At 65.5% G+C, this 24237-nt stretch carries 21 protein-coding genes; 9 read left to right on the forward strand and 12 right to left on the reverse strand.

Features of this window, described 5'->3' with window-relative positions:
• The first annotated feature begins 1 nt into the window (after position 1).
• From LD110_RS03730 to LD110_RS03755, 6 genes are all read left to right on the forward strand, one after another.
• Entirely contained in the window at positions 2–4096 is a 4095-nt protein-coding gene (locus tag LD110_RS03730) for a type IV secretory system conjugative DNA transfer family protein (protein ID WP_225496498.1), read from the forward strand.
• Positions 4097–4262: 166 nt separating this feature from the next.
• Entirely contained in the window at positions 4263–9824 is a 5562-nt protein-coding gene (locus LD110_RS03735) for a hypothetical protein (RefSeq protein ID WP_225496499.1), read from the forward strand.
• A 1-nt stretch (position 9825) separates the two neighbouring features.
• The gene (locus LD110_RS03740; RefSeq protein WP_225496500.1) at positions 9826–11580 is read left to right on the forward strand and encodes a hypothetical protein; all 1755 of its coding nucleotides are present in this window, start codon (positions 9826–9828) and stop codon (positions 11578–11580) included.
• 30 nt (positions 11581–11610) lie between these two features.
• The gene (locus LD110_RS03745; RefSeq protein WP_166185560.1) at positions 11611–11976 is read left to right on the forward strand and encodes a hypothetical protein; all 366 of its coding nucleotides are present in this window, start codon (positions 11611–11613) and stop codon (positions 11974–11976) included.
• Between the two features lie 109 nt (positions 11977–12085).
• On the forward strand, positions 12086–12454 hold the full coding sequence (locus LD110_RS03750) for an HU family DNA-binding protein (protein ID WP_225496501.1): 369 nt from the start codon (positions 12086–12088) through the stop codon (positions 12452–12454).
• Positions 12455–12559: 105 nt separating this feature from the next.
• A complete protein-coding gene (locus LD110_RS03755) occupies positions 12560–13654 on the forward strand; it encodes a hypothetical protein (RefSeq protein WP_225496502.1) in 1095 nt (364 codons plus the stop codon).
• A 10-nt stretch (positions 13655–13664) separates the two neighbouring features.
• Here LD110_RS03755 and LD110_RS03760 read toward each other — a convergent pair whose 3' ends face one another.
• Positions 13665–14039 (reverse strand): hypothetical protein, encoded by a 375-nt coding sequence (locus tag LD110_RS03760; protein ID WP_225496503.1) that lies wholly within the window; start codon positions 14037–14039, stop codon positions 13665–13667.
• A 111-nt stretch (positions 14040–14150) separates the two neighbouring features.
• Between LD110_RS03760 and LD110_RS03765 the strand changes: the two genes are divergently transcribed.
• The 3 genes from LD110_RS03765 to LD110_RS03775 are packed head-to-tail and all read left to right on the forward strand — an operon-like array spanning position 14151 to position 16024.
• The gene (locus LD110_RS03765) at positions 14151–15212 is read left to right on the forward strand and encodes an ATP-dependent DNA ligase (RefSeq protein WP_308012405.1); all 1062 of its coding nucleotides are present in this window, start codon (positions 14151–14153) and stop codon (positions 15210–15212) included.
• A 28-nt stretch (positions 15213–15240) separates the two neighbouring features.
• Entirely contained in the window at positions 15241–15528 is a 288-nt protein-coding gene (locus LD110_RS03770) for a hypothetical protein (RefSeq protein ID WP_225496504.1), read from the forward strand.
• A complete protein-coding gene (locus LD110_RS03775; protein WP_225496505.1) occupies positions 15467–16024 on the forward strand; it encodes a hypothetical protein in 558 nt (185 codons plus the stop codon). The genes LD110_RS03770 and LD110_RS03775 overlap by 62 nt, the downstream gene beginning before the upstream one ends.
• 68 nt (positions 16025–16092) lie before the next feature.
• Here LD110_RS03775 and LD110_RS03780 read toward each other — a convergent pair whose 3' ends face one another.
• The 11 genes from LD110_RS03780 to LD110_RS03830 all read right to left on the reverse strand — a co-directional run bounded on the left by LD110_RS03780 (position 16093) and on the right by LD110_RS03830 (position 24105).
• On the reverse strand, positions 16093–16335 hold the full coding sequence (locus LD110_RS03780) for a hypothetical protein (RefSeq protein WP_225496506.1): 243 nt from the start codon (positions 16333–16335) through the stop codon (positions 16093–16095).
• Between the two features lie 11 nt (positions 16336–16346).
• Entirely contained in the window at positions 16347–16670 is a 324-nt protein-coding gene (locus LD110_RS03785; protein WP_225496507.1) for a hypothetical protein, read from the reverse strand.
• Between the two features lie 76 nt (positions 16671–16746).
• Positions 16747–17253, reverse strand: coding sequence for a hypothetical protein (locus LD110_RS03790; protein WP_225496509.1), 507 nt, complete (start codon positions 17251–17253; stop codon positions 16747–16749).
• Positions 17246–17617 (reverse strand): hypothetical protein, encoded by a 372-nt coding sequence (locus LD110_RS03795; RefSeq protein ID WP_225496511.1) that lies wholly within the window; start codon positions 17615–17617, stop codon positions 17246–17248. The genes LD110_RS03790 and LD110_RS03795 overlap by 8 nt, the downstream gene beginning before the upstream one ends.
• A 157-nt stretch (positions 17618–17774) precedes the next feature.
• Entirely contained in the window at positions 17775–18269 is a 495-nt protein-coding gene (locus LD110_RS03800) for a hypothetical protein (protein ID WP_225496512.1), read from the reverse strand.
• A 28-nt stretch (positions 18270–18297) separates the two neighbouring features.
• The gene (locus tag LD110_RS03805; RefSeq protein ID WP_225496514.1) at positions 18298–18579 is read right to left on the reverse strand and encodes a hypothetical protein; all 282 of its coding nucleotides are present in this window, start codon (positions 18577–18579) and stop codon (positions 18298–18300) included.
• Positions 18576–18839 (reverse strand): hypothetical protein, encoded by a 264-nt coding sequence (locus LD110_RS03810; RefSeq protein ID WP_225496516.1) that lies wholly within the window; start codon positions 18837–18839, stop codon positions 18576–18578. The genes LD110_RS03805 and LD110_RS03810 overlap by 4 nt, the downstream gene beginning before the upstream one ends.
• Positions 18840–18841: 2 nt before the next feature.
• Positions 18842–19543: a hypothetical protein gene (locus LD110_RS03815; protein WP_225496518.1), complete on the reverse strand. Its 702-nt coding sequence runs from the start codon at positions 19541–19543 to the stop codon at positions 18842–18844.
• Positions 19544–19579: 36 nt separating this feature from the next.
• Complete coding sequence (locus LD110_RS03820) at positions 19580–20521, reverse strand: hypothetical protein (protein ID WP_225496521.1); 942 nt, start codon at positions 20519–20521, stop codon at positions 19580–19582.
• 61 nt (positions 20522–20582) lie between these two features.
• Positions 20583–21203, reverse strand: a complete 621-nt coding sequence (locus LD110_RS03825; protein ID WP_225496523.1) for a hypothetical protein — start codon at positions 21201–21203, stop codon at positions 20583–20585.
• Positions 21204–21315: 112 nt separating this feature from the next.
• Entirely contained in the window at positions 21316–24105 is a 2790-nt protein-coding gene (locus LD110_RS03830) for an AAA family ATPase (protein WP_225496525.1), read from the reverse strand.
• Positions 24106–24237 lie beyond the last annotated feature (132 nt).

Genomic DNA, 24237 nt, shown 5'->3' on the forward strand with positions numbered 1-24237 from the left:
CATGGCAGGCAGCAAGCGCAGGGCGGCACGGCCCAAGGCCAGCGGCTGGGAGAAGATCTCAGCGCGTCGGCCGGAGGAGACGCTGACGAACCGGGACGTCTATGAAGACCAGCAGCTGGACCGCGGCGAGCGGCTGAGCAAGAAGTCGAACACGTCGGGCCTCGTGCTTGCCGGCGTCGCTGGCCTGCTGGTCGCGATCGTGGCGTGGGTGCTGTACTCGGTCATTGCCACGGCAGTGCTCACGCTCGGGGCGACGATGGGCGGTGGCCTGGGCGGAAACAGCAGCGGAAAGCCGGACTCGTACTACGTGGAGGACACTACGACAGGCCAGGGCGGGGCCCCGATGACGTGCTACCGCGCCGTCAACGAGAAGGGTAACCCTGAGATCGGCTCGAAGTGCTACCCGGATCTCAAGGACGTCCCGGTGCCAGCGTGGTGGACCCACGCAGGCAGCGCCGCCCACGACGCCCCGAAGGCTGACCAGGGGGCCACGCCCGCGGCGACGAACGTCGGCGGTCAGCTGGGGTCCGTCACCGGGTTCAAGCTCTTCCTGACGCTGGGATCGGGCGCGCTGGTCATGATCGTAATCTCCACCTGGACCGGACGCCAGGTCGCCAAGCACAACGCGACGGTCGACCACACGGACATCAACGACCACCGCAACGACCAGCACATCGCGCTGCCGGAGGAGGTCCAGCAGAACTACGACTGGTTCCCGGACGCCGGTGCGCACTCGGGGGTGCAGGTCAGCTCGATGATCAGTCACATGATGCTCAGCAAGAAGGGGCTGGGCACGGTCAAGGTCTCCCGGCGCGCAGAGTCCGACGTGATTGACCAGGACGGCAACATCGTCTACTACAAGGGTGAGGTCATGGACGGCGACGACGGCGAGCCGCTGGTCGAGACCCTGCCGCTGATCGACGAGGAGTTCGGCGAGACGCTCTTCGACGCCTCGGGCCTGCCCCGGGACAAGCGGCTGCGCCGGAAGTATGACGCAACGGTGATCCCGTACAACCCGCCGACCGAGGAGAGCCGGCGCAAGGCCAAAGAGGCGAAGGACCCTGCGAAGCTCCAGGGCGCGAACCGTGACAAGCTCGGGCCCTACCGTACGGTGTCGGACCTGATCACCGATGACTGGGAGTTCCCGGCGTACGAAGTCCAGCGCCCTGCCGGTGCCTACATCGTCGACACTGCTCCCGTGAACACGATGGTGCTGGCCATCACCCGGGCGGGCAAGGGCCAGACCTACATCGAGCCGATGATCGACATGTGGTCGAGGGAGAAGAAGCCCTCGAACATGGTCATCAACGACCCCAAGGGCGAGCTGCTCGTCAAGAACTACATCCCGCTGGTCACGCGCGGCTTCGAGCCGGTGCAGTTCAACCTGATCAACGCGATGAAGACCGACATCTACAACCCGCTGGGCATGGCCGCCGACGCCGCCCGCGAAGGCGACTCGACCAAGTGCGCGCTCTACATCGAGAACATCGGCGAGGTTTTCTTCCCGCTGGACGGCGGTGAGGACCCGGTCTGGCCGAACGCGGCGAACAACGCCTTCAAACGGGCCGCCTACGGTCTCATCGACTACTACCTCGAGGAGGAGCGTGAGCTGCGCGAGTACGCAGCAGCCACGGGCATGGACCCGGGCACGCTGGAGCAGCGGCTGGACGACATGTGGGGAAAGGTTACGCTGTACAACTGCTACCAGCTCTTCGTGCAGCTGACCTCGAAGAAGTGGAAGAACCCCGCTGCCGAGCTGGAGAAGCGCATCAAGAACGGCGAGTTCGAAGAGGACGAGGACGCCCTGGCCGAGGAGCAGGCCAAGGTCGCCGAGAAGGACTTCCTATGGGAGGGCAAGGCCGAGCAGGACCTGCTCACGCTCTACTTCAACGCCACCCAGGCCCTGCCGCGCAACTCGATGCGCACGCTCGTTGGCAACGCCCACAACGCCCTGGTCGCCATGGCCGGTGCGGAGAAGATGATGTCCTCGGTCTACGGCATCGCGATCACGGGCATGAGCTTCTTCACCGACCCGACGATCTCGACCCTGACCTCGGGCAAGCCGAGCCAGAACACTGACCTGGCGGGCCTGTCCTTCCCGCGGCGGCTGGGCGTGCGGTTCTCGCCGAACTTCATGAAGCGCGACCACCTACTCGGGCAGATGGCGAGCTGGTCGGCGTACGCGGACTCGATGTTCACCCAGAACCTTGGCAAGGACTTCGAGCACTCGGAGATCGTCGGCCGCGTGGGCTGGGCGCGCTACAACTTCAAGGGAATCTTCCCCGGCGACGAGGCCTGGCTGAAGCTGGAGCTGAAGAACCCGCAGAGCGGCATGCTCGTGCGCACTTTCTACTTCCACTTCCGCAAGAGCTACCAGCTCTCCCTCAACGGCCGGCACTTCGTGGTCGAGCCGGTCACCGGCAAGAAGATCGTGAAGAACGGCGTGCTGCGCGAGCTGCGACCGGTGCGGGAGGGTGGCACCCGCGACGGGAAGATCCTCTCGTTCCAGCCCGGCGACACGACCTTTCCGAGCCGCAAGCTGGACTTCTCCGGCGGAGGGCACCCCGAGGAGGTCGAGGTCCGGGCGCGCGCGATCACGCAGACGATGGCGCGGTACTCGGAGTCGCCCAAGGCGGTCTTTCTCGTCACTCCCCCGCACCTGATGAAGTACGCCAAGCTGATCCTGATCCTGGTCAAGCAGCTGGTGGACGTCTCGTTTGACCAGTCGTACATGACAAAGTCGAACCAGAAGCCGCTCTACCGCACCCGGTTCATGCTCGACGAGCTCGGCAACCTGCAGTCCGACGGTAATGGCATCGCCGGCTTCGAGACCATGCTCTCCATCGGCCTCGGCCAGGAGCAGCAGTTCACGCTTATCCTGCAGACGCTGCAGCAGCTGCGCGACGTCTACGGCGAGTCGGTCGACAAGATTGTGCAGGGAAACACGAGCAACATCGTCTTCCTCAAGTCGACCGACGACTCGATGATTGAGACGCTGGAGAAGATGAGCGGCAAGACCCACCGTACCCACGCCAGCTCGAAGCAGATCACGCAGAACCTGGACAAGGTGGTCGGCGGGAAGACGGACGGAGCGATTTCGCGCACCTGGTCGACGGAGGAGGAGCCGCTGATCAAATACAACGATTTCGCCTTCCTCTCGCCGCGCAACTCGATCGTGCTGCGCGCCGGCGACGCGCCGGTCTGGAACCGCAACGAGACGATCCTGCCGATGTCATTCAAGCTGCTCGGCAACACGATCACCCACCCGGGGCACGAGTACTCGCTGCAGACGATCCCCACGCTCAGCTCCGCGATGGAGTTCGACGTGCGCATGAACCAGCCGGACTTCGTCAAGATGCTCGACAAGCGCATGGCCCAGGCGGTCAGGGCGGCCGACGCCAAGACGCTCTACCAGGAGACGTACGACTACAAGGACATCGACATCGAGCGCCTTGACCCGGACGTCTACTCGGACGAGGTCATGGAGGTCATCACGCGGATGGTTTTCACCGACGAGAGTGGCGATCCCAACGCCCCGGTGGTCGTGGACCCGGACGACTACGAGGCCATGATGCTCGGCAACGACGAGGAGTTCCTGGAGGACGTGGAGGTGGCCGCGACCGTGGCTGCCCACCAGGCGACGCTGAAGGACCACAAGCGCCTGGTCTACGCCGAGGGCACGGTCAGCAAGGAGATGCTGATCAATCTCGACGGCTCGGCGAAGGTCAAGGCTCTGGACCTTGAGATTGGTGAGGCGTACAAGACCGCGCTGGTGGAGATGCAGCGGGACCGCGAGCACTTCTCAGTCGGCGGGGACGGCGAGCTGCGCAGCGACGACGGGTCGAAGACCTACATCAGCCAGGTCCGTTCCGATGCCTACACCGACGCCGCCCGCAGGATCAACGGCCAGATCAGCGACGAGGGCTCGCGCGTGTTCGCCGAACAGGACGTGACCGAGGAGGATCTGCGGTCGCTGGCCACGGTCAAGGTGCACGCCGACTTTTACACGTACCTGGCCTCGCTGCCCAGCTGGGAGGTCCTGGCCGACGGGGCTTTCGACCGGGCCATGGCCGTAGAGATGAAGTCCCGGGGGTAGTGCCGGCGGGTCTATTCGCTCCGTGCCGGGACAGTCGATGCAATTCGACTGTCCCGGCATTCGTCTTTTCGCTCGTTTCTGACTCGTCTATCGCTTCCATTCGAATCGTCGGGGTATGATCTATACATAGTTATGTCCCCGAGCGTCCACAGGAGGCTGAGTAGCAATGAAGAAGGCACACGGACTGAGGCGGTACTTCTACGAGTATGTCTTCTACAAGGCAGTCGCGCAGGCCAGGGAACAGAGCGGGGAGATTATTCCCATCTCCCAGGCGAAGGCCATCCGCGGACGGGTCGACCAGATCCTCGGCCAGCGCGGAACCGCCCTGGCTGATCCCGGACTCGGCGTCACCGCGTGTCTGACTGCGATCGACACGGCCTTCTCCGAGCGCGTCCCGGACTACGAGCCGCAGTTCGGCGACCACTCCCCTGCCAACGAGCGCTACCAGACGCTGCAGCGTGAGTTCACCCGTGCCACGGGTGTCGGAGCGGAGATTGACCCGCGTTCGGCGCGGCTGCCGATCAGCCCTTACGACCCGGCCTGGTCCGAGCGTGCGACGGTGAAGCGCGCAGGTACCGAGCTGCTGTACATTCCCGACGAGACGATCGTGAAGAACGCCGGCGGCGAGGTGGAGTCCTTGTCTGAGCCGCGCCGCGGGAACATGACGCTCTGGCGGCTCGACGAGGACGGTAAGCCGTACGAGGCCGGCCGCGCCATGACCAACGACGACGCCGCAGGCCTCACGGCGCTCATGGACAAGATGAGCCGCCAGGAGTACGACCAGGTCCGCGAGTGGGTCATCGACGGCGGACGCGACCCGCAGACCGGCCGCGTTGACCGCAACCGTTTTATGTCCCAGCGGGCGGTGGCGCGCTCGGCGGCGCTGCTCGAGGAGCTGAAGTCCCAGGGCGTGGCCTACGAGGTCCTGCGCGACCGTGAGCCCGGGCAGATCAAGGCCCGGATCTCCGGGACCGGCATGGAGATCCGTCTCACTGACACGCGCCAGGAGGAGTACGCCGGGGCGCGCATCTATGACAACGGAACGGTGCTGCGCTACAGCACCAATCACCGGGTGCCCGGCGGCATGGCCGTGCCCGCCCCGACTTCCGAGGACGCCGTGCGGCTGTTGCGTTTCGCCCAAGGCCTGCCCATCGAACGCGAGGATCTTCCCGGCACGGTGGTCGGCGTCGTCGGCTCCAGCCACCCCGAGCATGGCCGCGGCCGCTCCCTCATCGACGTGCCGGACAGCTATCACGTCGACCGCGAGAGCATGTTCGTCGTCGCGGACTATGTCGTCCCCGGTGAGAGCACCCCGCGCCCCGGGTCCAAGGTCATGCTGCGCCGGGATGCCAAGAACCGCTCCCTGCCGACCTTCTTCGTGGATGCAGAGCCGGCCGAGGCCTACGGTCGCGAGGCCGTGGACACCGCGCGGGAGAACCTGCGCGCCGCCCTGGGCGTCGAGGAGCTGATTCTGCGCGCGGAGTCTGAGCTGCAGCGCACCGAGGGCGCGCTCGACGAGATCGAGCCCCCGGAGTATGCCTCTGACCCCGAGGTCGCGGCGATCCAGCGCTCTTACTGGGACGTGCTCACCGGAGCGCGCAGCGAGCTGCTGCGTCCGGGCGCGACCGAGGAGATGTACCAGGAGCGCCTGGAGGAGATCGGCGAGCTGCAGGCCGGTGAGCTTCCGGACCTGGGCAATCTCGTCTATGGTGGCACGGCCGCCGACAAGGTCCGTGCGCATGCTGATGACGTTCCGTTCGAGCTGGTCGGCACCTGGGATGCCGAGCCGCACCTGATCGACGGCGAGTGGCTCGACCAGCGCTTCGATCCCGCCCGCGTCGCCAAGTACATGACCAGCCCGACCGGCCAGTGGTCGAACCTGGACAACCTCGCCTCGGCACTGCGCCGCTGCGGGGTGCCTCCCACCGAGCTCATGGGTACCAGCTTCCAGGCGACCCGCTTCAAGGACCGGATCGTCTCCTTCCACGCTGCCACCGCCGCCCCCATCGCCGAGCATCCCTCGGAGTTCATGCGTCGGATCGGTCAGACCGTCCGGGAGAGCATCGAGCGCAACGCCGCGACGCCGGGTGAGATCCTGGTTGACGCACAGGGCGTCATCAGCTGGACCGCCGAAAAGCTGCGTCGTGACGGCAAGGCCACGCCGGTCTCCGGTGAGATCGGCCAGGTCTTCGATGTCGGCAGCCATGGGGAGATTGTCACGCGCTTCGCCAGTGGCGAGAACGCGCTGATCGTCCCCGGCTACGAGGCGCGGATCAAGGCCCAGACCCCGGGCGAGGCCCCCAAGTCGGTCGAGGAGCGCACGGTGCTGCGCGGCTACGAACAGCTGATGCACGAGCGCATCCAGTACCAGCTTGCCGGTGACCTCGTCTCCGGCCGCAGCCGGACCGGCGAGCCGGCCTCGCTGAACGCGGTGTACTCGCAGCTCTACGGCACCAAGCACCCGGTTGACTTCATCGAACGGGCCACGACATATGAGGTCGACCCTGCCACTGGCAAGGCCACCGCACGACTGGACGAGTGGACGGCCTCGATCCTCGAGACCGAGGCCAAGCGCGTGCGCTACTCCAACGAGATCAAGCAGGGCTCGACGATCTACGCCGAGTACCGCGCCGAACGCGATCGCACCGACCCGGCCGACGACAACGTCTTCGACGCCTGGCGGCTCACCGGTGGACGGAACATGACGGTGCTCACGGGAACCGACCGTAACCATGTGACGGCTCCCGGCGGCTTCTTCGATCCGGTGATGACCGGCGGCGCGACCAACCAGGGCATCGTGCGCTACCTCACTGAGGACGCCGCCGTGCGCCCCGATGGCACGATTGAGCCGGGCGACCCGGAGACCGTGACCGGCTCCCGCGCTCCGCTGATGAGCCGGCCGGAGCTGGAGACGCTGCGCTATGACCCGTTCGACCGCCAGCAGATGACGGCCTCGACGATCATGCAGTCTTCCGAGGTGACGAAGCCGACCGGCACCGCTCTGATGACCTTCGGCGGCTGGACGGCCGACGACCCGATCGTGGTGTCGACGGAGTTCTCCGCGCGGCACCGCATCCGCGGGGCCGGTGGCCAGCTGCGCGACCTCGTCGTGGGCGACAAGATCAGCGATCTGCACGGCAACAAGGGTGTCGTCTCTCTGGTGGTCGACCGCCACGTGGACCCGGACGAGGCACGTGCCCAGGGCCTGGAGCAGGAGGTGGCCTGGTTCAGGGAGAACCCGGGCATCGACGTGGTGATGAGCCCGTTCTCGCTGATCTCCCGCCGCAACGCCGGATCGGCGCGCGAACTGATGGGCGGTGCCGTGGGCGACATCCGTCGCCCGGCCGTCCAGGGCCCCGAGGCCGGGCCGGTCGACGGAGGGTTGGGCGAGATGCGGTTCGTGGTCACCCACATGGCTGTCGACGAGAAGACCAAGATTTACGACGACGAACAGGTGCGCGCCGGCAAGGGGCGCAAGGCCTCCTCGCAGCTGGCCTGGGCGCTGCAGTCCCAGGACTGCCCGGCGATCATGCGCGAGTTCTACGGCCACAACTCCGGTGCCGAGTCGAACCTGCGCGAGTATCTGCTGGTGGCGGGACTGGACATGGAGGCCGACGGCACCCTGCGCGTCGTGGGCCAGGCCGAGAGTGTCGACGAGCGGCCCGAGCGCCGCCTGATCCCGATGCCGGAACTGATGCGCACGCAGCCGCGCAGCGAGGGCGCGACGCCGGGGCTGAACACCACGGCCATGCGCAAGTCCTTCGGCGACCTGATCGGCGACCGCGGCGGCGACATGGAAATCCCCTTTCCGCTGACCTACCCGACGGGTCAGCTGACCGAGACGGTCAGCGCGACTTCGTGGAAGCTGCCGGTGCTCTCTTCGCATCTGCGCAGCGGCCAGGAGTTCGACGACGGCACGTCCGTCACGCACGACTACACGCGCAGCTACCAGGACGTCTTCGTCGAAGCCTGCCGCTACCGGTACATGGCTGAGCAGCTGGACGACCACGGCCTGTCGCCGGACAAGCGCGCCGAGGTGCGCCGGGGCATGAGCGAGTCTGTCTCGCGGGCCCAGCGTGCCTTCGAGGCGATCACCACGGACGTGCAGAACCGCGTGCTGACCGGCAAGAACAACATCTTCAAGACCGGGCTGATGAGCTCGCGCCTGTCGGACTCGGCCACGATGGTCTGGACCGCCGACCCTCGGCTGGACATCGATCAGATCGCTCTGAGCTCGGTCAAGGCCGAGCAGCTGGGCCTGGCCGAAGGCGATCACGCGTTGGTCTGGCGCGACCCGGTCCTGCGCGACGCCGGCGTGCGCTACATGCGCGTGGCGATCGACGACCGGCTCACCGGCGCGGCGATCAACCCGGTGATGGACCAGTGCTTCGACGGCGACTTCGACGGTGACGCGGTCGCCGTCGTGAGGCTGCACAGCGAAGCCGCCAAGGCCGAGGCGATGGCCAGGCTTTCGGTCGGAGCGAACCTCCTGGACACCGGCGTGGTGAAGGCCGACGGCTCGCACCCGCTGGCCATGCAGGTCTCGCTTGACACCCAGGTGGCGCTGTCCAAGAGCCCGGAGCTGGCGGAGAGCCTTGAGAGTGCCGTCAAGGAGGCGAACCGCCTGCGGTTCGTCAGCGATCCGCACGAGGTTGCCGCCGGCCATGAGGTCCTCGTCGAGGAGCTCAGCGATCTCTATCGCTCGGCACAGCGCGGCGAGTTCGGCTCGGCGCTGACCTTCAGCAGCCGCGAGGCGCACCTGCAGAGCGTGCGCGAAGTCTGCGTCGAGACCGGGGCCAAGGGCAGCGAGAAGAAGCTCGGGGACTACGCCCGCAATCTCGGTGACGAGCAGGGCACGCCGGGCATCACGCAGGAGGACCAGGAGGCCTCGATGTTCGCCACGGCGATCAAGGCCCACGGTACGGGACTGGGTGGCTCGTTCTCTCAGCGTGCGGTGCGCGCCCTGCGCGGCGCTGACCTGAAGGCGGTGCTTGAGGTGACCTATCCGGTGACCCAGTCGATCCTGCAGGCCAAGCACGACGCTGCGGAGGCCCGGCACAAGTACGAGATGCTGCAGGGTCCCGGGCGTGATCTGTGGCGCGGCCGCAAGCTTGAGCACACCGGCCCCGGCCAGTGGCGTCCCGAGTTTGCCGACGGCGAGGCGGTCCAGGCCACGGCCGAGGAGTGGGAGGCCCAGTTCGTCGAGTTCTACGAGGCCAAGGACGGGTTCAACGTTTCGGTCAACCCGGACTGCGTCGCCCGTGTGGCCCGCGCGCTTGAGGACCCGAAGTCGGGCCTGTTGCGCAACCTCGAGGAGGACCCTTCCCTGGCGGGCACGGTGATGGACCGTATGGCCTACGGCGGCGACTTCGAGGCGCTGGTGCAGGCCGCGAAGAACCGCGAGAGCGTCTTCGACGGCGAGAAGAACGAGCAGTTCGCCTCAGCGGGCACCCGCCGTGCCCGGGCCGCGGCGGCGCGCGAGCTCGACGCGTTCGCGGCGCACGGCCTCGACGGGCTGGACGGGCTGGACTCCGCGGAGGCCGCGGTGGATGCCTCGGTCCTCAAGCGTGACGTGCTCGCGCAGACCGGGGACGGGGCCGCCAGGGCGCGCGGTGCCAGCCGGCGCTCGGCACACGCCGTCGGCGTGGGCGGCCGTCGCCCGGCCTGGACGCCGAGCTACGAGACCGGGCAGCAGCAGAGTGACGACGACTATGGACTGGGAGGCTGACATGACACAGGACACGGAGCAGGAAATGGGTCCGGGCGGCAGGGGCCGAGGGCGCAAGGCACTGCCTGTCGACCCGTTGGGCCACGTCCATCCTGTGTACGGGATGGACGGCGGGGAGGAGGACATCATCGACGCGGAGATTGTCGACGAGCCGGACACGCAGGCCGGACACGACACCTCACGAGGGCAGCGCGAGCGGCTGCGCGACCGTGCCCGCGGCTTCTTCGGGGCCACGACGCGGGAGCGGACCGAGGAGCGGGAGCGCCAGCGTGCACGCGACCAGCAGCGCGCTGCGGCCGACGATGACGGCCTTGACGACCGGGAGCGGCTGCTGAAGCTCCGGGCGGAGACGCGGCTGGCGGGCGAGGCGTACATGCAGACGCTGCGCGATTCGAAGCTGCTCGTGCCCGGCTTCAACGACGGGGAGCGCACGAAGGAGTTCGACGCGATGCACGCGGTCTACATGCAGATGATGATGCAGGGCTGCCTGCGTCCGCTCACCCGCGGCGTGAACCCGAACTCGGTCATCCAGGCCGCCGGCATGATGATGGCAATGCGGATGCTCGCTCCTGACTTCAGGAAGGAGATGGACTCCTACCTGCAGCCGTTCAAGGACAAGGTCCAGGACCGGATCGACGCGAAGACCCGGCACATCGGCGAGAGGGCCGAGCGCCAGGCGGCCCTGGTCGGAGATCTGTTCGGGGGCGCGCCGGAGGCGCAGGAGGCCACCGGTGACGACGGCGGGAAGCAGGTCGGGAAGTCGGGCGGGCGGTGGGGTACCAGCAGGGACGACTTCCTTTCCCGGCGCTGGCGTACCCGTCTGGAGGACCTGGAGCGCCGCGAGCGGGGCAACCGTGAGCTGTTTACTCCCGAGTCGGCGGCCATGACCGAGGTCGCGCTCATGGAGAACGCCTTCTGGAAGATGCGTGACCCCGAGCAGGACGCGAAGCAGATCAACGCCAGCTACAAGGCCCTGCGCAAGCGCCTGCGCCAGCAGATGGAGGACGACGGGCTCGACCGTGCCGAGGTGGTCAAGCGCGCCCGGACGATCATCGGCGAGCGGATGGAGTCCGAGCCGGAGCTGCGCCTGATGTTCAACGGCGTCGCGCACGGCCGCATCGTCAAGGCCCCGCCGCACGAGGCCCGCCTCGCGGGCACCGACAGGGTACGCGAGGTCTGGACCGGGGAGTTCGACGACCACCTGGGCCGGCGGATCCCCGACGAGGGCATGTTCACGCTGCGCCTGCCGATGGAGCCGGACGAGCACCAGGTGCAGCTGGCGGAAACCATGAAGGCGGCGATGCTGGACGGCGTCCAGCGTGGCGACGGACAGGCCCTCGGCGGCAGTGTCATGGGCTACATGATCGGTTTCGCGGCCAAGAAGCAGGGCCTGGACACCCGCGGGCTGCCCGAGGACCTCCAGCAGCGCCTCGACCAGTCCGAGAGCATGCTCGCAAGCATGGAGATCGATGGTCTTTCGGACGAGGAGCAGCAGCGTGTCTACTCGAACGCCTACGTGGACGCCATCGAGGAGCTGAACAAGGAGGACCCGGATTTTGAGCACGAGCTCAAGCTGGCCCTCGGCGAGGACTGGCAGGACACGATGCGGGCCGCGGTCGACGATCCTGCTACTTTCCTGGCGGCGCAGCGCACGCGGCCCCAGCCCTTCCGACAGGGGCCCGGCCCCTCGGCCCGGCCGGGGCCGGAGGGTCAGTGGAGCCGCGACCGCGGAGCCGAGGACTACCAGCCGGCATAATCCGGAAACGAACGAGAAGGAGACAGGACCATGAGCGACGACCAGCAGGTAGAGCAGCAGGAGCGGTACGGTTCCCGGCTTGCCCAGATGTTCGGGTACGTCACGCCCGAGGACCGCGGTCGCTGGGAGCAGCAGCGTGCGCAGAACAAGAAGAACGTCAATGCAACCAAGCAGGGTGCGAAGTCCTCGGTGAGCTCGATGATGGAGTTCGGCGACAAGAACATCAACGCCAAGCTCAACGCGGCCCACCGGATCGCCGACCAGCAGCGGTTCGATGAGTCCCACGACAAGATCGTCAGCACACGGCGCGATCCGAAGACCCGGTCGATTATTGAGTCAGTTGACTACGAGTACAAGGACGACCGCCAGTCCATTGATCCGGATTTCGAGCTTTAGTTGAATGGATACCGACAGGCCTGTGGATCGCTTTTCGACAGGCCTGTCGGATAAACTGGTTTTCAAGCAGGAAGCGGACGACAAGGGACGATAGGACAAAGGTGTGGGCATGAAGACGACGGTTCATCCGCGGATCAGCAAACGCGGATTCATCTCGAAGGTCGCCGGCCGGAGTGGACAGCCGATAAGGGTGGTGAGTGAGGTGTACGAGTCGCTCATCGCGGAGCTCACCGACGCCGTGCGCCGTGGAGACACCGTCGTGCTTACCGGCTTTGGCCGCTTCGCCCGACAGACGCACAAAGGCCACAAGGTCCGGTTCGGCAAGAAGGACGTTGATGACTACTCGGTGCTGAAGTTCTCCGCGTCACGCAGCATCAATCGACGGCTCGATCCGGACGCTGAAGGTGGCCCGGAGACCTTGAGGCTGATCGATGAATTTGACGAGGCTGAGGAGGTCCTTGCCCGGGTGGCGGGATAGACGACGGGCAGCTGCTGACAGAAAAAAATAAGAACCCCGGCGATGCGGAAGCATCACCGGGGTTCTTCTGTCTGTGAGGGGCCGCAGGTGCCAGGACCGGTCCCTGTGCACGGCGCATCGTCAGGGGTCGCTTATGATCGCTCGGTGATCTCGTCTGAATTCCTTACCTGTACCTCCCATGTGCCATTGCTCCGGTCAGTGGTGCAATGCGATCCATTTAGCGTGATTGTCAGGTCGGCGGAACAGGGCTGGGACCCGAGCACATTGTTGTCCGCCCTCAGCCAGGCGTCGGCTGTCCTTGTCGCCATCATTGGAGGTTTTCTTGTCAGCCGGCTTGTTGCGATCTCCAGCGAACGGGAGGGAATCCGGAGGCTTGTGGATGCGGCAGTTGGTCGCATCGTACACATCGAGGCGGATCTGGAAGACGCGCAGCGGATTCGGTTTGACAGGGCGAAGAGCAGCTTTTACGCAGTGGCAGTGGAAAAACTGCTTGAAGAGCCGGCTTTGGACCTTGATGCTCTGATCCAGGACCACCTGCCACGGGGAACAACTGAGGAAGAGCTCAGACCATACGCGGTTGCACTCCGGCAACGGGTGCAAAATGCAGTGCAGGCCATCAATTCGAAGCTCATAAAAGGCGATACCAGGAATCTTGACCTTGCAGATCTCGTCGAGCGCGGTCTGGAAATCACGGACGCCGACCAGGATATTTATGAACAGGCATTCAAGCACCGGCGTGCCTTCCTGCCAAATCCTCCCGCAATATCGATTCTTGGATCTAGAGATCTCCTCGACTACACAAATCTGGCAGCGGCGGTGAGACCGGGCTGGGCGATCGCAGCCGAAGTGCGACACCGGGATGAGGAAATCCGCGCTGAGGCCGATCTTCGGACGCAACTGCGGGCTGCTGTTGCCGAGCGGGACCGCTTGGATGAAGAGCTGGCCCGCGTCGGCAAGCCTGTGGGTGTGGCTGCGGCGATGTGGATGCTGGGCGTTCTCTCGTTGGGGATCCTCGTACCTTTGGTCATGATGGCCTTTGAGCCCAAGGGCTTGGACGTCTTGGCCAAGATAGTGTTGCTTGGCAGCTTTGTGATCGGGCTGGCGGCGATTCTTTGGTATGTCGGTTGGTTCTGGCTAAAGATCGGCAGTGACAAAACACAAGCCACGCCAGAAGGTCGCGCGGAAGCCCCGCCCCGGTAAAGGCCCGTAGTCACGCAATCTTGATGGCCGCCTTTTGCCGGCGTTTTGCCGTTGCATTGCGAGCCTCGGCGGCAATGCTCCAGGCAGCCGTTTCCGCAGTTCCGTTGGCCGGATGCACGAGAACACCGTGTGGGCCCGTGAGGCTTTCACCTGTACGGGTGCTGGCGTGCACGCAGTACCTGCGCTGGTTGTGCACGGTGTAGGTGACTTCCAACTCCAGTTCGACATTCCAGATGTGCTGCTGGTCCCGCAGAGCTTTCCTTGTCGCCGCCAGGAACATCAGGGCCGCTGCATCTTCAATCTGCTGTGAGGTGGGTTCCTTATAGCGCCGGCCACCAGCAGTCCCGGCAGACCCAGCGGGGTTTGTAACAGCTTCAGTGGACATGACGACTCCTGTTTCGAATGTGGTTGGTTTCCCTGATCGAAGAAGGACCCGGTCACAGCTTTGCTGTGACGCTTCCCGGTGCTTGGTGCTGTATCCAGCCGGGAGGAAGCCTTGTTTCCACCCCTGCTTCGCTGGGCTTACGCTGTGCCCACGATGTTCGAAGGTTTGCCGGCCGCCCTGCATCCTCCTGTTGCCCTTGCTTTGGCCAAGGCCGTGGAGTCGATTCCACGCGGTGACGCACTGTCCGGCGGCTCAGTCTTTGAGATGAAGTTCGACGGTTTCCGGGCAGTGTGCCTGGTCGGTTCGGATGGGGCGTGGCTCTACAGCAGACAGGGCAAGGATCTGAGCAGGTACTTTCCGGACGTGTTGGCTTCCGTGCGTGAGCAGATCCCTCCGGGCTGTGTTGTCGATGGCGAAGTTGTGGTGTGGTCCGAAGGGCGGCTGGATTTCGACGCGCTGCAGATGCGCCTTGTGAGCTCAAAGGCGGGACTTGCAGAACTCGTGATGAAAAGCCCTGCCTCGCTGATCGCCTTCGACGTCCTGGCAGTGGCCGGGCAGGATACCCGCGGGCTTCAATTCCGGGACCGCCGGGCTCTGCTCGAGGAACTGGCGCGCGGGTGGATTCCGCCACTGCATCTGTCACCGGTGACCAGCGACCGGGCCCTGGCGGCCACGTGGTTCAGTGACATGACCGCCACGGGCGTGGAAGGAATTGTGATCAAGGGTGAAGGGCAGACGTACGAGCCCCGGCGAATTTGGCTGAAGGTCAAGAGCAGAAGCGCCCTTGATGTGGTTCTTGCGGCGGTCATAGGTCCCATGGCGCACCCGCGGGCAGCGGTGGTGGGTTTGCCGGTACACGGACGGCTGCGGATTGTCGGCAGGTCCACGTCCTTGACGGCTCGTGCGGGAAGGGATCTGGCCACATATCTTCGTCCTCCCCGGGGAAGGCATCCATGGCCGGAGGAAATCAGCGAACGGGTGCTGGACCGCTTCACCAAGGAGGGCGGCACCACTCGCCTGACTTTGGTGGAGCCGTTGGTGGTTGAAGTCTCGGCCGACATAGCCTGGTCGGGTCAGGCATTCCGACATTCAGTCCGCCTCATGCGGGTCAGGCCTGAGTTGTCGCCGACAGAAGTATCCCTCCCGGAAGGCTTCCAGCGTGCCTGGCGATAAAGAATGTAGCCATGTGAAGAATGGAGTCATGCGACGAGAAGATGAACCTGAAGAGTTCGAGATTGCCGACTCGTATTTTCAGGAGCTGAGGACCTGGCTGGGCTTCCGGGATTCCTACGAGGCGTGGATCCCGGAAGCCGGAAGCCGTCTGGCGCAGGACGATGGGCTCATCAAACCCCACCAGGCGTCGCACAACATCGCCAATGCGGTAGTCAGCGCGATCGATCATTTGCACGCGCTGGACAGACAGCATCATGATTGGTGCCGGAGCATCGCATACTCTTGCCCCGTTCTCGCTGGTCAGGGCAGCCATTGAGTGCGCCGCACAGGCCGCCTGGATTTCAGCGCCAGAAGAACAGGCGACCAGGATAGTTCGTTCGCTGTCTCTGTCGCTGAAGGTAGCCAAAGACCGCGAGACTGCGTACAGCGAACTGGCACGTCGCCATCCGAATCTTCAGGGAACGCTTCCGGACTTCGACAGCGACAAGGCGCAACTGCAGGCTATTCTCGATGCCTCCGGGGCCGCTGGAAAGTTGATTCTCCCCAGCAGCACGCACATACTCACGCAGGTCCGTGACCTGGTGCCCAGGACGTCCGCCTTGTCCGTATGGCAGCTGTGCTCGGGTTTTGCCCACGGCAGGCGCTGGGCCGCGGATGCCGTGCTGAAGCCGGCGCAGTCAACTTCTCTGCCGGATGATGTCATCGCCAAGGAAAACCGGCCGACCATGAGGCTGCTTGTCTGGGCCCTCACCCCGGCCATGGATCTGATCCGGTACAGCCTCGAGCGGCATTCCGAGCTGTCGCGGGCCTAAGCAGCCAATTTCTGCCCACTGGGCAGGAGTCGGCAGCCGGAGCGGGTTTCGCGAAAGATGCCGCGCGGTCAGTTATCTGCGATGGCGAAGATTACGACGATGATGATGATCGGGATGAGCAGCACGCCCGCGCCGGCGGCGAGGTGCTCCCAGCTGAACGGCGAGTTGAGGAAGGCGATGAAGCCATTCCACAGGCTGCGGGTGGAGCCCACGGCCCAGGCGAAGAATCCGGTAGCCCAGCTGATGACGGCGGTGACCGAGACTCCGCTGAGCACGCACAGCCCCACGATCGTTCTGGTGTTCCTGAACATGGCCAGTCCCCTCATTTCCGGTCCTCGAACAGCAGGTAGTAGAGCCCAATGTGCGGGATGACGAGTACGGCGAAGGCCATCCAGGCCCGCTTCGGGTCCTCGATCACCCATGTGATCCCGTCTTTGACGGGTTCGGCGTAAGCGAGCACCGGCGCAAGAACATCTGTGCGGAAGACCACATGGAAGATGCCGTAGGCCATTCCCAGGGCGATCGCCAGGGCAAGGCTCCGGCGGATTCTCAGCTGCACCCGTGGGTTCATCCCCCGGCGTGGTTCCGCGACTGCCGGATCCCAGGTCTGGTGGTCCGTGTCGTAGTCGTGCACCAGCGCCCTCATCCCGTCTCCATCGAATCATCATTCCCACCCATTCTATGAGAAAGACTGAATGACGAACAGAAACGAGGCCCAATGGTCAGTCGAACTCGAGGTCTGCACCGACGGGTGCGGGTGTGTCGAGCCCCCTGCCCGCCTGCGGGGCATGGTTCTTCGCCGCGGATGCGCGGCGCTGGGCGGCGAGCTGGTCGAGGGTGACCCCGACGGGCCGCCCGAGGCGCTGGCCGGCTGCCCGGTAGACCTCACTGTCGCGGCGTGCGCCGATGGCGATGATCTCGCGCCGGGTGATGCCGCCGGGCGGCTCGGGCCTGATGTCGCGTGAGACGATGCGCAGCGGCGGCTTCTCATGGGGGTCCGCACCGACGTAGGTTGTGTCGCAGTCGGAGAGGTCGGCAAAGCGGGAGTCGTAGTCCAGCGGCTTAGTTGGGTGGCGGCGGCCGTTGAGCCGGTGGAGCATGACGATGGTGGCCTCAAGGAGCGCCTCGTCCCGGCTGTGCGGATTCTTCAGGGCGCGCTGGTTGAGCCGTTCGATGTCCTGGCGGGCCCCGGGGCTGAGATGGACCTTGATCCGCAGCCCCTCAGTCATCGTCGAGCACCTTGCGGATCATTGACCGGGCAGGCTCGCCCAGCTCATCGCCGAGCTCATCGAGGGTCAGGCCGGGCTCCTCGGAGGCGTCGGAGGCATGGATGCGGCGGGAGAGCTCGGCCTGGAAGGCAGTCTCGTCGGCGTGGACCCGCCGGAGCAGGTCGACGAAGTCGGCGAACGGGATTACGGCGGCCTCGGGGACGTTCCCGTCACCGAAGATCAAGGGCTCGGCATCCCCGGCGCGGAAGCGCTCGAGCAGGGTGCCCAGGTCGGCGGCGGTAATCTTCTGGGTCGGGGCGACGTTCACGGAGAACTTCGGCAGGGAGCCCTCGCGCGGGGCCTGGGGGGTCTTGTCGTCAGTCATGGTTCCAGTCTATTCGTGGTCGAATGGGATGCCAGTGCCTCATATCCCACCATTCCTGATGGACACTGAGTCGCTGGGGAATGGCGTAGCGGGGCAGTTGAAGAGAAGCAGGCCCGCGCCCTGCGGCCCACTGCGGGTCGAGGGCGCGGGCCATGCATCAGAACTCGCCCGAGCCGGGCTGGACGTCGAACACCGGCACGCCGAGGGCCTGCCAGGCGCGGATCACCCTGGGCCGGTCATCCAGCGCGAGCCGGACGTCCCACCGCCCGCGGATGAAGGCCTCGTAGATCTCGGGCTTGATGATGTCGTCCGGCCGGCGGTCGCCCTGTCCGCGCATGAACAGAGGGCAGCTGGCGGTCCACTCCCCCACATGTTCAATGAGCCAGGCGTAGGTCGCGCGGCCGACGTCCCAGCCGTTGTCGTCCAGGACCGGCCTGCCGGAGCAGAACACGATCTCAAGTCCGGCAGCGTGCAGGGCGCGCACGGTTTCGATCACTGGCGGGTTGGGCAGGTCCCAGGGGACGAGCCGGTACTCGTGGTGTCCCCTGATGAAGCGTCCGTCGGGAAGTGTGTGCGTGGCGACCGTCCCGTCGATGTCGACGATCACGGCCGGCGAGAGGACCGCGGCCGTGGCAGTGCTGATTTCTGTCATGATGGGCCCCTCCTTCCGGGCGGGGAGGCTATTCAGTCGGACGCTCGGCCCCGACGTCGAGCGGGACGATCGTCCCGAAAAGTCCTGCAGCATGCTGTGACCCGTGCGGGGCTGCCAGCAGGTCGGGACCATCGGGCATGACGCCGGACTCTCCGCATGTGGGACACGTCCATGTCCAGGTGACGGGCGCGTGCACAACGCGCCCGTCGATGATCACCCAGTCGAAGCGGTCAACCCAGTCTTCCCGGCCGAGAGGCTGGCAGAGATCGGCGTCGAAGAGGGCATCGGGCGCTGGTGTCCGGCTGCTCATCGCACTCCTTCTTCGGCCGGTGCGGGACCGGGTTGGGCCACCCAGTACTCCCCGAGGGGCTGGATGGTCCCGTCCTCATGGCCATGGCAGGTCAGTTCGAGAGAGCCCGCCCATTCGTGGGGACCCTGGGTGATCGCGGTGCCAGCCGGCACCTGCAGCGGAGCGTGGTCGTGGCCATGGTAGTCGCGGCAGGCCGACTCGTCGTCGTTCACGAGCTTGAGGGCGCAGCACGCGCAGAGGATGAAAACACCGCTGGCCAAGGTCAGTCCCCGCCTTCCTGGTTGTCGTACTGGCTGACATAGCCGATGAGAAAGTTGTCGTCGACCGGATCGAAGCCGTGCTGCTCCGTGAACTCCGCGTGGTACTCGGCAGGGTCCCGGTCTCCCGGGTGCGGCCGGACGGAGCCGATCGCATTGGCGATCCACTCCAGTTCGTCGGCACCGGACCACTCCGGCTTGGTGCCGAGGCCGAGGGCAATGGCGTCGACGATGTCGGTGTCGGTCACAGGTCCGGGGTTCCCGTTGGTCCGGGACGGCGGCCTGCGGCAGTCGGGGATGAATCCCATGGCAAGCAGGACGGTCACCGGCAGGTGGTGGGCGTTCCAGATCGCGTCGGCGGCGTCGGTGGGGGAATCGCCCGAGGAGAGTCCGCCGGAGAGGTACAGCCGATAGCCGGCGACCTCGATGGTGTCCGTCTCGCTGGAGTCCAGCGCCTCTTCGAGCTCGTCGATGATCCTGCGGCCGACGCGCTTGATGACCTCCGGGGTCGGCTCGCCCTCGGCGTCCAGGTGCACGTCGGGGTCGAAGTCCTCGACCAGCTCCTCGAGCTGGGACTCGGGGTCGTCGAACCGGAACGATTCAGGGCCCGCGGTCTCCTCGACCATCAGGCGGCCACGTTCGAAGTCGATCGGCTTGGTACGGTCGGCCGGGACGGCGATGGCCGCGGTGAGCATATCGGCGCTCATGGGTTCTCCTTGGGTCGGGATGTGGGTGGGGTCGGCTCAGGCGGCGGATTGCTGTGTCTTCGCGGCGGCGTGCTCGCGGTAGAGGCGCACGGCCAGGTCGATGCAGTAGCAGGTGAACAGGAAGTGGATGTCCCAGTCGCGCAGGTCCCACTCCCAGGTGTCGGAGCCGACGGTGTCCTCGTGCTCAGCCAGCCATTTGTGGGCCTCCGACTCGCTGTCGGCGTGCCAGCGGGCGTCTTCGATGATTTCCATGCGCCGCTCGGCAGGGGAATGTCGTGGGACCTCGATGTCGGCCAGCTCCATCCAGTTGTGTTCCTCTGTGAGCCGGTCGAACTTCTCGTCGGGGATGCCGTCGGTGCTCCAGAGGGCAGCACGCGCGGCAGCGGCCGCGTTCCGGCGCTCGTGGTTCAGCACCGTGCTGGCGGCCGCGAGGTGCTCCTCGGCGGTCCAGTGGGCCTCGAAGAGCGCCAACTGTGCGTCCCCGTCAAGGCCGCGCAGTTCGTGCAGGCGCGCCAGCAGCGCCAACTGCTGATGGTGGACCTCCTGGGCCTCGGTGCCGAACCCCTCGCTTTCTTCGAGGTGCTCCCGCACCAGCTGGATGAAGAGATCCGGGTCGTACTGCTTTACTTCGCGGGAGCGGCCGCCGCAGAGCTTCTCGGCCCAGTAGCGGAAGTCGATGCTTGGCGCACCGTCGGAGTAGTAGCCCTCGCTCTTGCCGGCCGACGCGAAGAACCCGATCATGTCTGGTTCTCGGGTGAACATGTAGCCGTCGGCGATGTCGCCGCTGGTGGCCAGGTGGCCGGGCCAGGTGGTGACGTCCCAGGACCACATGCGGGTGCCTGGGGCCTGGATCCTTAAGTGGCGGTAGAGGTCCTCGTCGTGCAGAACGACGAGGACGTGCTCCCGGGTCTGGGCGAGAAAGTCGGCGTACGTGCGGGCGTACGGGTTCTCGGGCTTGACGGTGTCAGGTGCGGACATGGCGGGTCCCTTCCGGGTCTGCTGGTCAGGGTTGTGGTCGGGCCGTCCGCCCGGGTGGAGCTCAGAGGATCGGCAGTGGCCGGCCGGAGGGCTTGTAGTGGCCGTCGGCCTCGTCGAGCACGGCCTCGGTGAGGAGCACGGTGGCGGGCATGAGGAACGCACCCACGAGCGCGGCGAGGCGCTGCTCGTCGGCCAGCACCCGCTCGGGGATGCTGCCGCGGGAGCTGAAGAACATGTCGGCACGCTCGATGAGGCTGGCTCGGCGGGCCTCTCTGGAGGTGAAGTGCTCGGCGACGGTCTGTCCGGGGCCGTACTCGGTGATCACCGAATAGAGCGCGGCGGGAACCTCCGTCTTCTTGCGGGTCGTGCTCACGTAGACCTGGACGCCCCATCGGCGGCAGAGCTTGGCGATGGCGTTGACCACGCTGTCCGGGGCGCTCTCCCACTGCCCGGAGCTGGACTGGTACAGCTCGTGCACTTCGTTCGCGGCGGAGGCGTCGATTTCGCCCAGGACGACGTCCGAGGCGGTCAGCAGCTGCGCGCACATGCGCAGCCGGAATGCTGGCGAGGGGTAGTGGTCGTGGAAGACGATCCGGTCGTCGTGGCAGATGATCAGGTCGTAGGCGCTCTCGGGGCCCGGCACGAGCTCCTCTGAGCCGGCCTGGATTCCAGTGGCGGTCATGGCGTGCTCCTTCGAAGCTGCATTGGCTGTGTGTGTGTGTGGGATGGGAAGCAGGAGGCGCGGGCGCTCCGGACCTCTCGTGGAGGTGGAGCGCCCGCGCCGGTGCCGTCGGTCAGACGGCTTCTGCGACCTGCTGCTGGTCGCCGGCGGTACCGGCGTCCTCGTCGTCGACCAGAAGGGTCGGGTCGATGCCCGCAGCGCGCTGCGCGTTCTTCTCGTCACGCTCGGTGAGGGCGTTGACGATCTGCTCGTAGCTGCTCTGGATTGGCGGGTTCTTCGCCGTGCCGTAGGAGAGCACGTACTGGCTCTTCATGGCGCGCGTGAACGCGACGTAGAACATCCGCTTGGTGTCCTGGGTCATCTTCGCGTCCTCCTTGTAGAGGACGACGACGTTGTCGAACTCGAGGCCCTTGGCACCGTGGATCGTCGAGACGACGAGATCGGCCTTGGACTCGAGGTTCTTCCGCTTGCGCTCCTGGTTCTTCTGCTTGTTCACGTTCAGCTTCTGCTGGTTGCGCGTGATCTCGAAGGACAGGAGGTTGTCGCGGAGCCGGTCGAAGAACACGTTCGCAGGCAGGCTGCCCTGGTTGCACAGGGCCACCCAGCCGTTGATCGCGGCGCTGTTCTCGACCCACCACTCGGAGATGGTGCGCAGGATTGCCTTCTCGACGTTGACGTTTCCGGCATTCTTCGTCAGCTTGCCCATGTTGTCCTTGATTCCCTGGGAGACCACGAACGAGGCGTTGGCCGGCTGCACCTGCAGGACGTCGTTCCAGAAGAACTTGATGTACTTCGAGAAGATGTCCGTGGCGTAGACGCGGTCGCTGACAAGCGAGGCCACGTGCTTGTTCGGGTAGGCCTTCTCGAGCACTTCCTGGATCAGCGCCACCTCACGGCGGGCGTAGGCCAGGAAGGCCACCTGCTCGCCGCGGTCCAGGCAGGCCTGAACGTACTCCGGGATCACCGTGTTGCGCACGAGCGGCTGCAGGTCGTTGGCGATGAAGCCGGTCAGGCGGGCCACCTCGTGGTAGTTGAGGGTGACCTTCTCCTGGAAGGAGTCGGCCGTGGGCACCGCCAGCGAGTTGGCCTGCAGCTGGATGTTGGCAAACTGGTTGGTCTCCAGACCGCCAAGCACGACGTTCGCGAAGTCGAGAATCTCCTGGTTGCTCCGGTAATTCGTCGTGAGCCGGAAGGTTGCGAAGACCCCCGAGCCCTCCAGCGTGTTGAGCGCCCTCGGGTTGGCCGAGCGGAACTCGTACAGCGTCTGGCTGGCGTCGCCGACGATGAACAGCGACTGGGCGTGCTTGGTGATGTACTTCAGCACGTAGATGAACTCGAAGACCGAGTTGTCCTGGACCTCGTCGATGATCAGGTACTTGCTCTGCACGTGGGCAGGCTCGGACATGTCATCGATCTTCTGGTAGCAGATGATGATCTGCAGCTCCAGCGAGGTCTGCTCGATGCGGTCGAGCAGCGCGATCACCTCGTCGAAGTGGTTCTCGACGAAGGTGTTCAGGGCCGTGAACGCGCCGGTCTTGTTCTGGTCGACCTCCAGCAGGCGGTGTCGGAACGTCGCCGCGAACTGGCTGTTCGGGTAGAAGATGTCGATCGAGTTGATGATCGTGTCGATGGCCGAGACCTTGTGGGTCGGGTGGTTCATCGAATAGATGTCGATGATCATCTTGGCGATCGTCATCGAGCCGACGTTCGGGTTCTTCTCCGTGATGTTGTCGGCCGCGGCGTTGGTGAACGACAGGACGGTGATGTCGCTGGCGGGCACCCCGCAGGTCTCGAGGTACTTGATGCGCTCGAGGATCACGGTCGACTTGCCTGTGCCCGCGCCGGCCTGCGTCATCACGAGCGGCTCGTGCGTGCTGAGCGCGTCGAGCTGCTGCTTGGACAGGTGCGGCGGGAAGACCGGGGCCGTGGCCGGCTGGGGCGGCGTGATGAGCTGGCCCTTCATGCGCTCCAGGTGGTCGAGGGTGTGGTTCATCAGCAGGCTGAGGTTCTGCTTGGACAGCTTCGCCGCGATCGGAGCGGAGAACGTGGTGTCCAGCTGCTGGTGGATCCGGCGGTAGGCCTCCAGCGGGACGTTGTAGTTCTCCAGGTAGCGCAGCTGCACCGCGAGCATGTTCAGCTGCTCCTCGGTGGGGCTGGCCGGCATGTCCTGCACGTACTGGCAGACGGTGTCCGAGATGGCCTCGGAGTCCCAGATCTGGGCCAGGCGCGTGATGCGCTCGTAGATCGGGTACTCGTCCATCCAGTCGGCGAGCTTGTCGAGGTTGGTGGCACTCAACCCTGCGGCCGAGAGCACATCCTCGATGACGTCGCGGGCATTCTCTGCGGGGCTGGTGTCCCACTGCAGGAACACCGCCGCGTCGTGGTTGCCGTAGCCGATGGAGCGGGACACCGATACGGCGCGCTCGGGCTCGGCCACGCCCTGCTTGAGGAAGTAGAGCTCCAGGCGGTACTGGATCACCAGGTCACGGCGGATCTTGTCGCCGGACTTGTCCTCGTACACGGTCAGGGCCTGGGGGGTCATGTCGAAGTGCACGTCCCAGGAGTTGGACGGCGTGGCGATGTCGAGCTCGAAGCGGTCATCGACATGCGGTACCGGCAGCGTGAACGACCCGCCCGAGAGCAGGGAGCGGCGCGTGATCGGGGCCAGCGGCACCAGCGCGGTGGTGATGTCGTGGTGGGTCGAGCTCTGCTTGACCTCGATGTCGCGGTCAACCGCGTAGGCGGTGTTGGTCGCAGTGTTGATCGGCCGCAGGCTCTCATTGAGCAGGCCGGTCTTCTTGCCGGACCCGGTCAGGCGCGAGGAGAAGAACTTCGGGTCGACGGTCTTCTGGGCAGCGACGGCGGCTGCGGAAAGGTCGATGTCGTCAAGCAGAATAGGCATGGTGTCGTCTTTCTTCGAACGAATCAGTAGGCGGGTCGAGAGGGTTTGTCGAATGGAAGCCGCATAGACCATTCTCACAGGAGACGAATGGTCAGTCGAATGCTCGTAGACGAGCGCTTGGGTCACGGGCGC

The organism is Arthrobacter sp. M4, from assembly GCF_020251205.1.
Lineage (GTDB): Bacteria > Actinomycetota > Actinomycetes > Actinomycetales > Micrococcaceae > Arthrobacter.

Excerpts from the sequence above, each read along its gene's own strand:
- LD110_RS03745 (WP_166185560.1), top strand. The coding sequence starts at position 11,611 with ATGAGCGACGACCAGCAGGTAGAGCAGCAGGAGCGGTACGGTTCCCGG.
- LD110_RS03825 (WP_225496523.1), bottom strand. The coding sequence starts at position 21,203 with ATGACCGCCACTGGAATCCAGGCCGGCTCAGAGGAGCTCGTGCCGGGC.
- LD110_RS03785 (WP_225496507.1), bottom strand. The coding sequence starts at position 16,670 with ATGAGGGCGCTGGTGCACGACTACGACACGGACCACCAGACCTGGGAT.
- LD110_RS03750 (WP_225496501.1), top strand. The coding sequence starts at position 12,086 with ATGAAGACGACGGTTCATCCGCGGATCAGCAAACGCGGATTCATCTCG.
- LD110_RS03775 (WP_225496505.1), top strand. The coding sequence starts at position 15,467 with ATGATTGGTGCCGGAGCATCGCATACTCTTGCCCCGTTCTCGCTGGTC.
- LD110_RS03830 (WP_225496525.1), bottom strand. The coding sequence starts at position 24,105 with ATGCCTATTCTGCTTGACGACATCGACCTTTCCGCAGCCGCCGTCGCT.
- LD110_RS03820 (WP_225496521.1), bottom strand. The coding sequence starts at position 20,521 with ATGTCCGCACCTGACACCGTCAAGCCCGAGAACCCGTACGCCCGCACG.
- LD110_RS03740 (WP_225496500.1), top strand. The coding sequence starts at position 9,826 with ATGACACAGGACACGGAGCAGGAAATGGGTCCGGGCGGCAGGGGCCGA.
- LD110_RS03730 (WP_225496498.1), top strand. The coding sequence starts at position 2 with ATGGCAGGCAGCAAGCGCAGGGCGGCACGGCCCAAGGCCAGCGGCTGG.
- LD110_RS03770 (WP_225496504.1), top strand. The coding sequence starts at position 15,241 with ATGCGACGAGAAGATGAACCTGAAGAGTTCGAGATTGCCGACTCGTAT.
- LD110_RS03760 (WP_225496503.1), bottom strand. The coding sequence starts at position 14,039 with ATGTCCACTGAAGCTGTTACAAACCCCGCTGGGTCTGCCGGGACTGCT.
- LD110_RS03780 (WP_225496506.1), bottom strand. The coding sequence starts at position 16,335 with ATGTTCAGGAACACCAGAACGATCGTGGGGCTGTGCGTGCTCAGCGGA.
- LD110_RS03795 (WP_225496511.1), bottom strand. The coding sequence starts at position 17,617 with ATGACTGACGACAAGACCCCCCAGGCCCCGCGCGAGGGCTCCCTGCCG.
- LD110_RS03815 (WP_225496518.1), bottom strand. The coding sequence starts at position 19,543 with ATGAGCGCCGATATGCTCACCGCGGCCATCGCCGTCCCGGCCGACCGT.
- LD110_RS03805 (WP_225496514.1), bottom strand. The coding sequence starts at position 18,579 with ATGAGCAGCCGGACACCAGCGCCCGATGCCCTCTTCGACGCCGATCTC.
- LD110_RS03800 (WP_225496512.1), bottom strand. The coding sequence starts at position 18,269 with ATGACAGAAATCAGCACTGCCACGGCCGCGGTCCTCTCGCCGGCCGTG.
- LD110_RS03735 (WP_225496499.1), top strand. The coding sequence starts at position 4,263 with ATGAAGAAGGCACACGGACTGAGGCGGTACTTCTACGAGTATGTCTTC.
- LD110_RS03790 (WP_225496509.1), bottom strand. The coding sequence starts at position 17,253 with ATGACTGAGGGGCTGCGGATCAAGGTCCATCTCAGCCCCGGGGCCCGC.